General features: G+C 37.6%; 11 protein-coding genes. 6 read left to right on the plus strand and 5 right to left on the minus strand.

Annotation, left to right across the window (positions count from 1 at the left end):
* Positions 1-256: 256 nt before the first annotated feature.
* The 6 genes from GQR54_RS13480 (at position 257) to GQR54_RS13505 (ending at position 7,329) form a co-directional block, all read left to right on the plus strand.
* Positions 257-1,927, plus strand: a complete 1,671-nt coding sequence (locus tag GQR54_RS13480) for a phosphoethanolamine--lipid A transferase (RefSeq protein ID WP_166378252.1) — start codon at positions 257-259, stop codon at positions 1,925-1,927.
* Positions 1,924-2,295 (plus strand): diacylglycerol kinase, encoded by a 372-nt coding sequence (locus GQR54_RS13485; protein ID WP_165741080.1) that lies wholly within the window; start codon positions 1,924-1,926, stop codon positions 2,293-2,295. The genes GQR54_RS13480 and GQR54_RS13485 overlap by 4 nt, the downstream gene beginning before the upstream one ends.
* On the plus strand, positions 2,286-4,235 hold the full coding sequence (locus GQR54_RS13490; RefSeq protein ID WP_166378254.1) for an LTA synthase family protein: 1,950 nt from the start codon (positions 2,286-2,288) through the stop codon (positions 4,233-4,235). The genes GQR54_RS13485 and GQR54_RS13490 overlap by 10 nt, the downstream gene beginning before the upstream one ends.
* Positions 4,236-4,308: 73 nt before the next feature.
* Entirely contained in the window at positions 4,309-4,983 is a 675-nt protein-coding gene (locus GQR54_RS13495; protein ID WP_007377292.1) for a response regulator transcription factor, read from the plus strand.
* Positions 4,964-6,400 (plus strand): HAMP domain-containing sensor histidine kinase, encoded by a 1,437-nt coding sequence (locus GQR54_RS13500; protein WP_166378256.1) that lies wholly within the window; start codon positions 4,964-4,966, stop codon positions 6,398-6,400. Before GQR54_RS13495 ends, GQR54_RS13500 begins: the two co-directional genes overlap by 20 nt.
* 50 nt (positions 6,401-6,450) lie before the next feature.
* Positions 6,451-7,329, plus strand: a complete 879-nt coding sequence (locus GQR54_RS13505) for a TraB/GumN family protein (protein WP_165741077.1) — start codon at positions 6,451-6,453, stop codon at positions 7,327-7,329.
* Positions 7,330-7,376: 47 nt separating this feature from the next.
* Here GQR54_RS13505 and GQR54_RS13510 read toward each other — a convergent pair whose 3' ends face one another.
* The 5 genes from GQR54_RS13510 to GQR54_RS13530 all read right to left on the minus strand — a co-directional run bounded on the left by GQR54_RS13510 (position 7,377) and on the right by GQR54_RS13530 (position 14,290).
* Positions 7,377-8,786: an ATP-binding cassette domain-containing protein gene (locus GQR54_RS13510; protein WP_166378258.1), complete on the minus strand. Its 1,410-nt coding sequence runs from the start codon at positions 8,784-8,786 to the stop codon at positions 7,377-7,379.
* 76 nt (positions 8,787-8,862) lie between these two features.
* The gene (locus GQR54_RS13515) at positions 8,863-10,593 is read right to left on the minus strand and encodes a response regulator (RefSeq protein WP_166378260.1); all 1,731 of its coding nucleotides are present in this window, start codon (positions 10,591-10,593) and stop codon (positions 8,863-8,865) included.
* A gap of 123 nt (positions 10,594-10,716) precedes the next feature.
* Positions 10,717-13,050 carry a fatty acid cis/trans isomerase gene (locus tag GQR54_RS13520; RefSeq protein ID WP_165724898.1) on the minus strand — a complete coding sequence of 778 codons (2,334 nt, stop codon included), beginning with the start codon at positions 13,048-13,050 and terminating at the stop codon, positions 10,717-10,719.
* Positions 13,047-13,409, minus strand: a complete 363-nt coding sequence (locus GQR54_RS13525) for a hypothetical protein (protein ID WP_165728076.1) — start codon at positions 13,407-13,409, stop codon at positions 13,047-13,049. The genes GQR54_RS13520 and GQR54_RS13525 overlap by 4 nt, the downstream gene beginning before the upstream one ends.
* A gap of 86 nt (positions 13,410-13,495) precedes the next feature.
* A complete protein-coding gene (locus tag GQR54_RS13530; RefSeq protein WP_165728075.1) occupies positions 13,496-14,290 on the minus strand; it encodes a VOC family protein in 795 nt (264 codons plus the stop codon).
* Between the last annotated feature and the right edge of the window lie 560 nt (positions 14,291-14,850).

Below are 14,850 nucleotides of genomic sequence, written 5' to 3' on the forward strand. Positions count from 1 at the left end.
AATCTAACAAAAAGACTAAAAGGCAATTTATCAGGTTTTAAAATTCATTATACAAGCTAGTAGTGGTTTTTTTATGCTCTAATTTTATTCTCAGAAATTCACTATTCTTATATCCCTTATTTAAGGTTTGATTAATTTTTAAGAATATTTTTATAAATAAAATTATTTATCACCTTCAGGTAATGCGTAGGTTCTCTTAAGCGACTCTTAAGTGTTGTTGCATAGCATGGCGTTGTTATTTTAAACGAGCCTAAATATGAACGTAATTAGTCAAACACCAGCACAAAAAAAGCCAAATCGTAGTAAACGGTTTTACATTCACTGTAGTGCAAATGCCTTTGTAGTGATGATTGCCTGTTATTACTGTTTAGTTATAAACATTCCTTTTATTCAAGGTTCGTTTAGCGCCATAACCTCTCTTGCATCTTTTTCATGGCTATTTTTACTTTCAGTCCCGCTACTTTTGTTATGCCTTTTAATTATTTTCTTTTCGATAGTGTCGGTTAGATGGTTATTAAAACCAATTAACTATCTTTTACTGATAATTTCGAGCGCCGTGCTTTACGGCTCATTAAATTACGGTGTTGTGTTTGACTATTCAATGATTCAAAACACGTTCGAAACCGATTCAAGCGAAGCGCTGAGCTATTTAAACCCGCAGCTCATAGCCTTTTTACTACTTTTTTGTGCGCTACCTGTTTTTATATTAAGCAAAGTAAAAATACACTTTACTCGCCCTCATCAAGAAGCGATTAGCCGCATAAAACTTATTATTGCCTGCTTAACGCTAATTGCTTTAGTGGTCGCTAACTTTTACGCCGATTACGCAGCCACTGGTCGTAACAACCGCATTTTGAAAAAAGAAATTATTCCGTTTCAATACCTCTCTAGCGGTTATAAATATATGCGCGATCAGCTGCTGTATACCAATATAGAATTTAAAAATATAGATGCAACACCCACTCTTATTGCGCCTAACACCACCAGCGTAACCGTTATGGTTGTTGGCGAAACCGCACGAGCAGAAAACTTTGCTTATCAAGGTTATAAGCGCAACACAAATTCTTACACACAAAAGTACAATGTGACGTATTTTAATAATGTGGCGTCTTGTGGCACCGCTACTGCTGTGTCTGTGCCGTGTATGTTTTCACTGCAAACACAAGATAACTTTGATCGATTAGCAGCTGACAACCAACAAAACCTGATTGACTTAGCACAACAAGCTGGCAGCGATGTATTGTGGGTTGATAATAACAGCGGCTGTAAAAACGTATGCACACGTGTTGTTAATATTGATATACCAACCACCCCATCAACGCTTTGCGATGGGAAATATTGTTTTGATGAAGCACTTCTTGCTCCACTTAAACGCAAACTCGCTAATTTAAGCCAAGCTAACACCATTATTGTCCTACACATGATGGGCTCACACGGGCCAACCTACTTTAAACGCTACCCAGATAAGTTTAAGCAATTTACGCCTACGTGCGATAGAAACGACATTCAAAACTGCTCACTCGATGAATTAGTTAATACCTACGACAACACAATTGCGTACAGCGACTTTGTTAACGCCCAGGTAATTGAGCAATTAAAAGCGCTGCCAAACAACATAGATAAGCAGTTTTTATATGTCTCTGATCATGGTGAATCACTTGGCGAAGCCGGTGCTTATTTGCATGGTTTTCCGTATAGCTTTGCCCCAAGTACACAAACACATGTCCCCCTTTATATGTGGGCTGATGAGCATAACCAGCGCATTACTAATACCTGTTTAGCTAATTTAGACACCCGCGCTGCGCGCTCACACAACAATATTTTTCACACCCTTTTAAATTTAATTGGCATTAAGAGCAAAACATATCAGGCATCGCTTGATTTACTTGCTAGCTGCCAAACAACACCAAGCGAAATACAATTATGAGCAATAAAACCGTTATAAAACGCCAAGGCTTAATGCGCCTTATTTTTACCTTAAGCCATTCTTTTAACGGCTTAAAATGGATGAGTCGATTTGAAGCGGCGTTTCAACAAGAGCTAGTACTGTTTTCATTACTAGGTGTGTTTGTGTGGCTACAAAAAATTGTACTAAGCGACAAGTTATTACTGATAGCCAGCCTGCTTTTTGTTTTGTTTGCTGAACTTGTAAATACAGCCGTTGAGGTTGTGGTGGATAGAATTGGCAGTGAATATCATGAGCTTTCGGGTCTCGCTAAAGATATTGCCTCAGCCAGTGTATTTATAGCCATGCTAATTACTGCTCTTATTTGGTGGGCTGTATTATGGGCTTAACACTTAAAAGTAATAATTTTACAGTCAAGCAAGCACTTGGTCCTGTGTGGATTCTTGTTGTATTTACTTTTTTGGCACTGAGTTTTTTAACACTTGCTCGTTTTGGTTTGAGTGTTTGGCAAGGTGAGCGTGTATTTGGATCGCATGCGTGGTTATCTATATTTATAGGTGGTTTAAGAGTAGATATAGCCACTTTAAGCTACATTATTATGCCCGCATTATTACTTACATTAGTTATGCAAAGCATAGGGTGGCAAAATAAAGTTCGCGGCCTAATTAAAATTTACTTAGTGGGGATGTCTGCTTTACTCGTTTTTTTTGAAGTGATTACGCCTACATTTATAAACGAATACGATTTACGCCCAAACCGCTTATTTATAGAATATTTAATCTACCCTAAAGAAGTCTCAAAAATGATTTTTTCAGGCTATAAGTTAGAAGTATTTATTGCTGTTATAGCACTTATTTTAAGCTGTAAATTTGCAGGTAAAGTATTTGGCAATCAATGGCAAAGTACGTCATCACTAACAGGCTTAAACCAATCAATTTTAGCGCTCGTTTTAGTATGCTTAACTATTTTGGGCGCGCGTAACTCATTAGGGCACAGACCACTTAACCCCGCCATGGTCTCGTTCTCTACTGATCACTTACTTAACGATTTAACCCTTAACTCACTTTATAGCGTCGCGTTTGCGGTAAAACAACTCTCTAACGAGCAATCAAGCCAAGAGTATTATGGCAAAATGCCTACCGATGAATTGCTTAGTATTGTACGCAGTAACATGCAAAATACGCAGGCCAAATTTAGCGACTCAGCTGCCCCAACAAATACGTTCCATGAAGCAAGCAATACAGGTAAGCCAAAAAACCTAGTCATTATTTTACAAGAAAGTTTAGGTGCTCGTTATGTAGGCACGCTTGGCGGTTTACCGCTTACACCTAATATCGACGCCCTTTATAAACAAGGTTGGGGGTTTGATAATTTATACGCCACGGGTACACGTTCAGTGCGTGGAATTGAGGCAGTAATTACAGGGTTTACACCAACGCCTTCGCGTGCGGTTGTTAAGCTTGATAAATCACAACGTGACTTTTTTACCATTGCTGATTTTTTAACGAAGCAAAATTACAACACGCAGTTTATTTATGGTGGCGAAAGCCATTTTGATAACATGCGCAGCTTCTTTTTAGGCAACGGTTTTAAAAGTATCGTAGATACAAATAATTTTAAAAAAATAGACTTTAATGGCTCGTGGGGCGCATCAGACGAAGACTTGTACGACCAAGCCGACATAGAACTTACTAAGCTTAAAAATCAAAACAAACCCTTTTTTAGCCTTATATTCTCAAGCTCTAATCATAGTCCGTATGACTTTCCTGACGATAAAATAACGCTGTACGACAAACAAAAACAAACCCGTAATAATGCTGCCAAGTATGCCGATTACGCACTAGGTACCTTTATCAAAAAAGCTAAAAAATCGAGCTACTGGGATGATACCGTATTTATAGTTATTGCCGATCACGACTCGCGCGTATCGGGTTCGAATTTAGTACCGGTTGATCACTTTAAAATTCCGGCCGTTATTTTTGGTAAAGGTATTACCCATAAACGAGATAGCCAACTAGCCAGTCAGCTCGATATTCCTGTTACTCTACTTTCTTTGATTGGCGCAAGTGGTAAGCACCCAATGATAGGTCATGATTTATCAAAGCCAATTAGCGACAAGAAACAACGCGCAATGATGCAATACGACAAAAACTTTGCTTACATGCACGATAATAAAGTGGTGGTGTTACAACCACAAAAACCAGCAACCACCTATACGTATAGCAATAACCAGCTTGTGCCATGTGAAAACGATGAGCAACTAGTTAAAAAAGCCCTAGCCCACGCGAACTTAGGTAATTTAGCCTACACAAATGGCTGGTACCATTAGTTATTATTCTTGCAGTGACTTGATAATAAAGCCTTGTTAAAGTAACAAGGCTATTTTTATAAACCGAGTAAACATGAAAATCCTCGTTATTGAAGACTCTGAAGCACTAAGACGCAGCTTGCAAGTTGGCCTTAGCAACCTTGGTTTTACCGTAGATGAAACAGGTGATGGCTCAGAAGGGTTGAGTATGGCACTGAGTGGAAACTACGACCTCCTCGTACTTGATTTAATGCTACCGAGCGTTGATGGCATGAGTATTTTACAAGCACTGCGCAGCAGTAATAGCCAAAGCCGTGTGCTAATTTTATCTGCACGAAGTGAGCCTCAAGATAAAATTAACGGCCTTATGAAAGGCGCTGACGATTATTTAACTAAGCCATTTTCGTTTGAAGAACTCCATGCTCGCGTCCTTGCATTACTTCGTCGTGGTTCACTGCAAAACCAACAAAATACCCTTACCGTAGGTGATTGCGTATTAGATCTGTCACTTAAAACTCTTCACTACAAGCAACATGCCATTGAGCTCACGCGTAATGAATACAAAATAATAGAATGCTTATTTAACGCCCCAGAGCGAGTATTGGGGCTTGAGCTTATAAGTGAAGCGGTGGTAGGGCAGTTTGATATGCTCTCTAAAAATGCGCTTGAAGCACACATCTCAACCATACGTAAAAAAGTAAGACAGTTTGATGGCGAGCTCCCGATAAAAAATAAACGTGGATTTGGTTATGTCGCAACAACAAAATAAAAATCACTCAATAAAACGTAAACTCGTTAATAATATTAGCGCTGTGATCTCTGTTATTTTATTCACCATATTTTTAACCGTTGATCTAAGTGTTGATACTTGGGTGGAAGATCAGTTCAATCAGTCTCTAACTAACAAAGCTAACTACTTAAAAACCTTAGTTGAGGATGACAACAACGTAGTTGAATTTGATTTTGCTGGTGAGTTTATGTCGGAGTATGAAGCAGCCGATGCCACGGAGTTTTACCAATTATGGCATGGCCGTGATGTGTTTGAGCGCTCGGACTCATTAGAGCTTTATGAAAATGCTAACCTACCTTTTTTAGAAATGCCGATAAACGAATCTAAAATTATAGATTACGAGCTTCCTAACGGGCGTGATGGCCGCGCACTTATAAGTCACTTTGTAGCCCAAAAAGACGATAGAAACCCCACTCACTCTGCTGTTTTTAATACCATGACTCTTGCGATTGCAGCGCCGACAGCCGAACTTAATAAAGTACTGATTATTATTGATGTGGTCTTTATTTTAACCTGTGTACTTGGTGTGTTTGGTGTGCGCTATTTAGTGACACGTATTGTAAATAAAGGTCTGCACCCGCTACACAACTTAAACGACCAAATTAAGTTACTCGATATTACCGGTATTGCGCAAACAATAGAAAGCGACTTTAAAGTAGAAGAAATAGAACCTATACGTAACGAGCTAAATAAGTTTATTACCGTTAATCAGCAACTCTATAGTAATGAAAAACGCCTAACAAGCGACATTGCACACGAGCTTAAAACCCCAATAGCTGAACTAATAAGCCTCTCAGAAGTGGCTATTCGCTACCCTGACGATAAACGTATTAGCGACACCTATACCAGTGATGTGCTTAATATTTCACAGCGTATGAAAACGATTGTTAGCAACCTATTACTGTTGCAGCGCTCAAGTAGCAGTGCAATGCAATTAAATGCACAAAATATCATTCTAAATAACCTAGTAAATCAAATTGTTGATGAGCTGACCTTTAAGCACCCAACTATTAAAGCGCGTTTAAATAATGAAATAACTGACGAGTTTACACTTAATGCTGACGAATTTAGTTTAAATACCATTTTATGTAACTTAATCGATAACGCACTATTTTATGGACTCCCTGAGGCACCAATTAAATTAACTGCCGTAAATAACAGCACAAACATGACCATCTCTGTTAGTAACAAAGTAAATAAACCACTAAGTAGTGAACAGCTCACTGCTATTTTTGACCCGCTCTATCAGCTAGATTCATCTAGAACTAATAACCAGCGCCATGGTTTAGGATTATCAATTGTACAGAGCTTATGTAACTTAAATGGCTTTACTATCACGGCCAGTAATACCGAAAGCAATACGTTAACGTTTATATTAACGTTACCTCTGAAGTAAATTTAGGTTAGTATTTACACTACTAACCTTCGAGATTTTAAGGACAAACCATGAATGCTCTTACCCGTATTAGCCACTTTTTTATTGTGGCATTGCTTATAACATTTAGCCTTAACAGCTATGCAGCTCCCGCCTTATATAAAATAGAAAAAAATGGCGTCAGCTCTTACTTATTTGGCACTGTACACGTTGGTGATACCAGCATGAAAGGCTTACCTAAAAATGTAACCGATGCAATTAGCGCAAGCAAAGAAGTCATTGTTGAAGTTGATATAAGCAAACTTACACCACTTGAAATGCAACAGCGCTCAATGCCATTTATGATGCTAAGTGACGGTAAAACATTACAAACTGAGCTTTCAAAGCAAAATTATACCAAGCTAAAAAATTACTTTGCTAAAAAGTCGATTGATATTGCTATGTTTAATGGCTTAAAGCCTTGGGCTGTTATGGTGACTATGATGCAAATTGAATTTCAAAATGCAGGATATTCAGATAAAACCGGCATAGACAAGCAAGTGCTTAGTTATGCTAAAGAGCATAATATTAAAATTGGCGAGCTTGAAACCCTAGAGCAACAACTGCAAATGTTTGATGGCATGGCGCTATTAAGCAATGAAATGATTGAAGAAACCTTTGAGCAACTCAGCGATATTAATACTTACTTTATCAAATTAGTTAATGCCTGGAAAAACGGGGATATGGATACACTAACCGATTACTACAACATGAGTTTTGATGACAGTAATTATGGTGAAATTAGCGAGCAAGTAATGCTAACTAACCGCAATAATAATTGGGTTAAACAACTCACACCGCGTTTAGCAAACGAGCAACTATTTATTGCCGTAGGTGCTCTGCATTTACCTGAAAAACACGGGTTACTTAAACAGCTACGAGATAAAGGCTTTAGCGTTACTCGTCTTTAAAATAAAAATGGGTTGAGTGAATTTTCGCTCAACCTTTCTCTGAGCTTTTAATTAAAGTCTTCCATTTTTAAGTAATTCTCTATTTTTTTAATTTTGTCTGCCGCATGATGATTTACATAAATCACAGTACTTGTATTAGCAGCACAAATTTTCTCTATTAGTAGCAGTACACGTTGCCTGTTTGCTTCATCTAATCCTAAGCAAGGTTCATCTAAAATAAGTAACGTTGGATGCTTTACCATAGCTCGTACAATTAAAAGCATACGTTGATCGCCGTACGAAAGCTGGGTGAATGAGGTGTTTTGCTTGTCACTTAAACCAATAAATGCCAGCCACTGTTGAGCAATATTAACTTGTGCGTCGCTCGGCTTTTGATATAAACCTATGCTGTCATAAAAACCAGATATAACAGTATTTAAAGCCGATATACTTACGCGATAATCCATATGTAGCGCGTTAGATATAAAACCAATATGCTGTTTTATATCCCAAATACTCTCCCCGGTTCCGCGTTTAAAACCGAACACTTCAATGTCATTGTTATAACACTGTGGGTTATCACCTGTTATTAAATTTAATAGGCATGTTTTACCTGAACCGTTCGCTCCAGTAAGCTGCCAATGCTGATGCTTTTTTATAGTCCAATTGAGATTTTTGAATATGCTTACGTCACTATAACTAACTTTAGCATTACTCAATTTAACTAAGGTATTACCAGTGAATGTCTTTTGCTCTTGTTCGGTATCAGGAGATGGCACATCCAATGAAGTATGCTCTAAATGAAGTAGTTTTAGTAAGTCACTTAATTGCTCACTACTTGGCTTTGCTAAAGTATGTAACAAGCAGCCTTGGTTTACATAACCATAGTGAGTAATGAATGAAGGTATTTCGTCTAAGCGGTTTAGCACAAAAACAAAAGTAATCGTGTGGCTAAGCTCTATGAGTATTTTATTAAGTTGCTGGCAAGATTGTACGTCGAGTCCATCTAATGGCTCGTCAAGTACGACTAACTCACTATGGGAGCTGAGTGCTTTTATAAGTAGGAGTTTACGAGTTTCACCCGTTGAAAGGTCTCTAAAATGCCTATTTAGTAATGAGCTAAATTTAAATAATTCTATTAGCTGCGCTAATAACTCATCATTATTACTATGCCCTGTAAAAATAAGGTCTTTAACGAGGGAGTGCTTTTCATGCTCAAATTCTTGAGCTAGTAACTGTTTATGCGAATCTGAAGACACGAGCATAAGCTTATTAATACTACTTATACGCTTACCACTTTCGCACTTAGCTTCACCAACTAACGCAGCTGTCAGTGCAGATTTACCGGCTCCATTAGCACCTAGAAGCAGCCAATGTTCTCCTAGATTCACTTGCCAATCTAGGTTGCATATGTCGTAACGACTTTTGCCTTGCCCTTGTAAGTAACCATTAAATTGCTCAAGCGTAATTGACTGCACTAACTTTTCCTAATAAACCTTAAAACAGCAAGTTAACGCATATTAAAAGAGCTTAGCAAGCTTGTTATCTGCAAAATTAATTTATTTCACTAGCAACGCTAATACTATTTAATGCGTCTTTAATTGCTTGCTGGCTTATTGGCTTATGAATATGGAGGTTAGCTCCGTATTCATAAACTCGCTCTATATCATTTTGTGAAGTATTTGCTGTTATAACAATAATTGGCATTACTTTATTAAGATCAGAGCGTATTTTTTTAATCGCCTCAAACCCATCCATTACTGGCATATTTAAGTCCATAAAAACAATATCGTATTGATTTTCACTCACCATATCGCACGCGACTTTGCCGTTTTCAGCGCAATCATAGCTTAAACCTAATAAGCTAAGTATGCGGGTCAGTAATATAGTATTTAATGGATTATCTTCAACGACTAAACACTTTAGTTTGTCATTTATTTTACGAGGGTTTGGGAGAGCTTTACTGGCAATTATTGGTAAGTGCAAAGATACCAGCGCCCCATGGGCTTCATTATTTTTGAAGGTAATTTCACCGTGCAACGCCTTTACAACATACTGAACCCGAGTGAGACCTGTTCTTAATCCTTGAAAATGGTTTGTTTGTTTAAATGAGTCAAATTCAAGATCAGTAATCTCTTTCGAAAAACCACAACCAGTATCACTTACAGTGACACAAAGTTCATTATTAAAAAGCTTTGCAGAGACAGTAATTTCACCCTCTGTCGTAAACTTAATAGCGTTACTGATTAATTCTGTAAGCGTATGCTGCAAACGTTGATGATCCAATTTACATACACAATTTAATGATTCATCTAAACAACTAACTAGTTTTAGGCCTTTTTGCTGACAAGCATGCTCGTAAGCCATTAGTACTTTATTACACGACTCTAGAAGGTTTTCATTTTTAAATTGCGGTACCCACTTACCTGTACTTAAAGCTTGCAAGTCCTGCAGTTCATCTAATATGGCTATTAACCTAAGTGCACAGTAATTAGCTTGGGTTTTAACGCTTTGCTGCGTATCAGAAACCTTTAACTCCTCAATAGACGTAATAAGACCCTGTAAAGGAGTTCTAAATTCGTGACTTGCTCTGGCAATAAAATGCTCTTTATTTTGACTCACTTGTTGAGCGAACTCTTTTTGCTTTTGGTATTTAGACAATGCGTTACCTATTTCTTTTTCCATTGGCATAAATACAAACCTTAACTCTACAAGTAGTAAAAACATCGCCATAAGCCAAAATAATAATTCAAGATTAGATACCCAGTTCAATTTTTGGACAGCTTGCTCTTCAAATAAATTCACTGCATGATCTAGTTGCTTTAATAGCTCTTCAACCTCAGTTACAGAGAATATACGCTTATCTACTTGGCCTTGTTGATAAAGCAAATTTTCCGCTTGCTGGATATATGTTGCAACTTGGGAATCTAGTTTATGAGGAGCTAACGTATATAGCTTAATAAGCTTAGGTGTAAGGTACTGATACTCTCCATTAGCATTTTTTGAAAGTAAGTAATTATGAGTTTTTTTGAATGATACGACTGATGTCTTTAACGCTTTAGTATGCTCAGAAATATTTGTTGCCGATAATAATAACTCATTACTATGCCAAGCTATTTTTTGAGAAAGCATTCTCTGCTTACCAGCCATATTTATTATTTTTGCGTCATATTTTTGCACCGAAAAATAATACTGCATAAGTGATGCTGATGTGCTTATTAATAGTGCTATTGCTATTAATGCCCATCGGTAACGAGTACGGATATTCGCGACAACTTTAAACATACTAAGCCCTGTTTTTGTTTTAAGTGTAGCTCAATTTTTTAGAACTAATAAGCAGCTTAAATAATGATTATTAAATAAAAAAGCCCAACTAAAAAGTTGGGCTAATAAAATAAAACTATTTAACTATCTATTTTCTAAACGGTTATAGTCGAACATTCCATATTCTATCCCACGATATTTTTTAGCTGTATCGTGCAATATATCGCTGTATTGCCAAAACTGTGGATGAGTACGTCGTATACCAAACTTAGATTTCAATGCACCATAATCAGCTTCTATTTGCATCATAGGCAATTGCTCGGCAAAAGCATTTACTTGCTGCTCGTTATTTAAATACCAAATAGCTGCTGGATAATCTCCGATAAACCCAGGAACAATAGTCGCAGTATCTTCATCATAAGCACGTTGGCCATCTTCGTTTAATAAACTAGATATATTGTAGTGCGCATTATGATGAATAATAGTGTAGCCCTTATGGCTATTATCTTCTTGCTTTACAAGTATAAAAGAAAGCTGAGGTAATAAGTTAACCGCTTTTGCTGGCATTTCACTTATTACATTTAACGGCTTTGCCACTTCAGTGTAGTTGTATTTTTCACTTAAAACTGGCGCTAAGGCTTCTTTCATCAAGGTATATAGTTCATGCTGTGGATCATCAGTTTCATAGTTAATACCACTGGGCTGGCTAAATTCTCGGTTACTTTTAAAGAACTTAGATAAGTCAGGTGGTGAATTACGATACCACTGCTTTTTGATTTGATTACGCTTGTGCTCAGGTAATAGAGCTAAAAAGTTTTGCTCTCCCTCTAAACGTAAAAAATCCATATATAAACGTGTAACCAATTGATGGCCTATATTTCCGTATACATCAAAGCCTGCCACAAGCAAATAATGAATACGTTCAAATAACGCATAATCAAGTATCCACGTGGTTTTAGGCTCTTGACCAATAAAACCTTTAACAACAGTTGCACTATCAAAATGGCGGAAAATAGTCAGTGCAGCATTTTTATTATGCCCATCACCTTTCCAAAGCAAGTCAGTTGTAAGATGCTCGCCACCTTTAAACATTTCGTTAGCAAGCTCAACTTTTGCCTGTAAATATTTTTTCTCACGAACTGAATATTTAACCCAGCTAGAAATAGGTAACGCATTACTTTCCTCTGCGGCAGGAAGCTCTAGGGCTTCTTCATGTTGCATTAGCATTTCCCCTACAGCAGGAGTCGCAACTTTATCAGGATCAGCAAATGCCACCCAAAAGTGATCATTTATAACATTTAAAGCAATCTGACCACGACAAACAGGCCCTTTTATAAAGCCCATAATAATTAACTCTGCTTCATCAAGCATAAATTGATATTTAGAATTAATAGGAATAACTTCAAAAGTTTTAAATGGGTTAGATGCTGACTTAGGCTCATAACTCGGCATTTGCGTAACTGTATAATCTGGCGCAATAAACTGCTCGTACAAACGCAGTAATTTAGTTTCATTAAGCTCAAGTGGTAAATGCGTTTTAGAAAGTATGGTTGTACGCTCTTGCATAAAACGATAATAAACACGGCTAACTTTAGGGTCATCGTATGGACGACGCGTATTAATTAACTTTATTTCCTCACCAGGAGGCGTACTTGAGCGAACTAGTTTAAAAAAGCTTTGTGGGTTCTCTGACGTAAAATAAATATGTGCTAAAAACCAATGTTCATAAATATAACGTGCTGATAACTGATACTTTAAGTTATCTTGATTTAAAAATGCTTCCCAGCCCTTTATTTTATTCTGATCATACTTACTTGGTGGCTCAATATGTGACATTTTACCGCCATTTTTAAGCCAGTTCTGTAAATGATTAAACTCTTCGCGCGAAACCCCAGGTAAACCATAAGGCATACCGCCATGAGGTTGCTCGTCAGCTAATCGGTCAAACTCCCCCATTGTTGCACAGGTTTGCGAACGCCCTAATGAAAAATCAAATTCATCATCTAGCACTTCATTAGTTGGTAATTCATAGCTTTGCTTTAACACTAAACTATTAAATAAAACACTTCCCGCTAAGTTTGCTTCTTCACTTTGTACACGCTCATTTAGCACTGGCGTAAAGTTTTTTTCTCGCCATTGCTGTGTATTGGTTGCATCAAACAATAAACGGCTTGGGGTCGTTGCCAATAAACGAGTTCCATCGTAAACGAGCTCTTTACTCAAACCTCGATCAATACCTTCAGGGGATGAGAGCTTAAGCTGGCAAGGTGCATCGTAACAACCATGGCAAACGACGCAGCGGGTATCGAGTACTGGTTTTACGTTTTGTAAAAAATCAGCTCCAGCAAGGGTAGAATGTGGAACGATACGTTCTTGCGCTTGTTCAGGGCCAAATAAATCATCGTAATGTGCATTACCTAAGTAAGCACAGCCACTAAGGATAATTAATACGAATGTACTTATTATTATTTTTTTCATTCGTCCTCGTCACCTAAATCGAAGGTAGGCATCATATCCATTTGAGGGGAAACGAATGTTTTTTGACCTTCAGTATTCAAAACAATACTTAAAAGAGGCCCATGCGTTAATGTTATCTGCGCATCATGCTCTTGCTCTAATATACTTAAATACAGAGAATCAGTTATAAGCAACTCATAACCGCTAACGGTAATAGCTACACTGCTATCTTCACTTGGATTTTGGCAAATTTGAGCAAGTAACTCATCATCAAGTCCAATTGATATTTCAAAATCAGGCTGCTCTAAATCTCTATTACTTAATGATTCATCTAATAGAAATAAAGGAAGGGTTAAATTGCTATTTTGTTCAAATTCCATTGCGTTCTCTGCACTTTCTGACGATTTAATTGGCGAGTATTATAACAAACTAGCGAGTAAATTAACGCTAAAGCTAATGTAACTGTTTAAACGTCATCTATAACAGATTCGATCACCGAAAATACACCACCTTGAGGATCGCATATAACACTAAAACGACCAACATCGGGGATATCTGTTGCAGGAACACATACTTGTCCACCTAAGCTAGCGGCTTTATTTACTGCCGTATCGCAGCTCTCTACTGCAAAATAAATCATCCAATGAGCAGGAATATCTTCAGGCCAGTCGCTTGTCATCTCAAGCATACCGGCAATTGGCTGTCCATCAACCAAAAATAAAGTGTAGTTCATACCTTCCATTGGCTTTATTTCACTTTCCCAGCCTAGTAAAGCACAGTAAAAATCTCTACTTACTTTACTATTTCTGGTTGCTAACTCATGCCAATAAGGCGTGTTTAATTCACCTAAGTACTTACAACCTTTATGCTCATTGCCTTGCCATAGTGCAACAGTGGCACCTACAGGATCTTTTAGCATCAACATTCGTCCTGCATTCATAACATCATGAGGACCGGCAATAACTTCAGCACCTAGTTCTTTAGCTTTTAGCGCACAATCATCAACATTGTCGACGGCAATGTAAGCCAACCAATGACTTGGGATCCCTTCACTAATTTGCTCTTTAGGCATTTCATACATAGCGGCTATATCACCACCTTGCTTTTGTAGCATGGTGTAATATATGTCCTCCCCAATAGGTTGATCGTCATACCCCCAATCAAATAATGATGTATAAAACGCCTTACCATCTTTCCAATTATGCGTACAAAGTTCTGACCAACAAAAAATGCCATGTGGATGATTATCAATTTCACTCATTATTAAACCCTTATTATTCTATTTTTATCTAAACGAGCTCTGTCACATTTTATAAACTACATAATTGAACAGATCATAAATTGAGATTAGAGCAATAACTAAGCGGAGTCGATAAAAGAAGGGCAAAAAATTCGTTATTCAGTTGCTTCATATATGAGGCTTTTAACGCAGTTAGCGTCAGATTTAATCCCTCAAATTGATTAAATATTATTGCTGATCGATATAAATGATTTACTAAGAAGTCCTTCGCTCTAGAGGAATCCCTAAATCACTTTTTTGCAGACGTAAAAAAGCCCGAATCATTAGATTCAGACGCTCTACAATATAAAGTCGGTACGCTACGCAGTATATCAGCGTCGGGAGTCGCTGCACTCGCCCGCCCTACGAGCTAGGTGTTGATGTGAGTGTGTGTTAATTGCGCGCATTTCACTTTTCTACAGACGTAAAAAAGCCCGACTATTTCTAGTCGGACTTTCTACAATTTGAAGCCTGGTAATGTCCTACTTTCACATAGCAAATGCTACACTATCATCGGCGCTGTTTCGTTTCACTACTGAGTT

The organism is Pseudoalteromonas sp. Z9A4 (assembly GCF_011378845.1).
GTDB classification, from domain to species: Bacteria; Pseudomonadota; Gammaproteobacteria; order Enterobacterales; family Alteromonadaceae; genus Pseudoalteromonas; species Pseudoalteromonas arctica.

Coding starts and splice junctions, on each gene's coding strand:
- GQR54_RS13500 (WP_166378256.1), top strand. CDS start 4,964: ATGTCGCAACAACAAAATAAAAATCACTCAATAAAACGTAAACTCGTT.
- GQR54_RS13515 (WP_166378260.1), bottom strand. CDS start 10,593: ATGTTTAAAGTTGTCGCGAATATCCGTACTCGTTACCGATGGGCATTA.
- GQR54_RS13530 (WP_165728075.1), bottom strand. CDS start 14,290: ATGAGTGAAATTGATAATCATCCACATGGCATTTTTTGTTGGTCAGAA.
- GQR54_RS13525 (WP_165728076.1), bottom strand. CDS start 13,409: ATGGAATTTGAACAAAATAGCAATTTAACCCTTCCTTTATTTCTATTA.
- GQR54_RS13495 (WP_007377292.1), top strand. CDS start 4,309: ATGAAAATCCTCGTTATTGAAGACTCTGAAGCACTAAGACGCAGCTTG.
- GQR54_RS13480 (WP_166378252.1), top strand. CDS start 257: ATGAACGTAATTAGTCAAACACCAGCACAAAAAAAGCCAAATCGTAGT.
- GQR54_RS13490 (WP_166378254.1), top strand. CDS start 2,286: ATGGGCTTAACACTTAAAAGTAATAATTTTACAGTCAAGCAAGCACTT.
- GQR54_RS13520 (WP_165724898.1), bottom strand. CDS start 13,050: ATGAAAAAAATAATAATAAGTACATTCGTATTAATTATCCTTAGTGGC.
- GQR54_RS13505 (WP_165741077.1), top strand. CDS start 6,451: ATGAATGCTCTTACCCGTATTAGCCACTTTTTTATTGTGGCATTGCTT.
- GQR54_RS13485 (WP_165741080.1), top strand. CDS start 1,924: ATGAGCAATAAAACCGTTATAAAACGCCAAGGCTTAATGCGCCTTATT.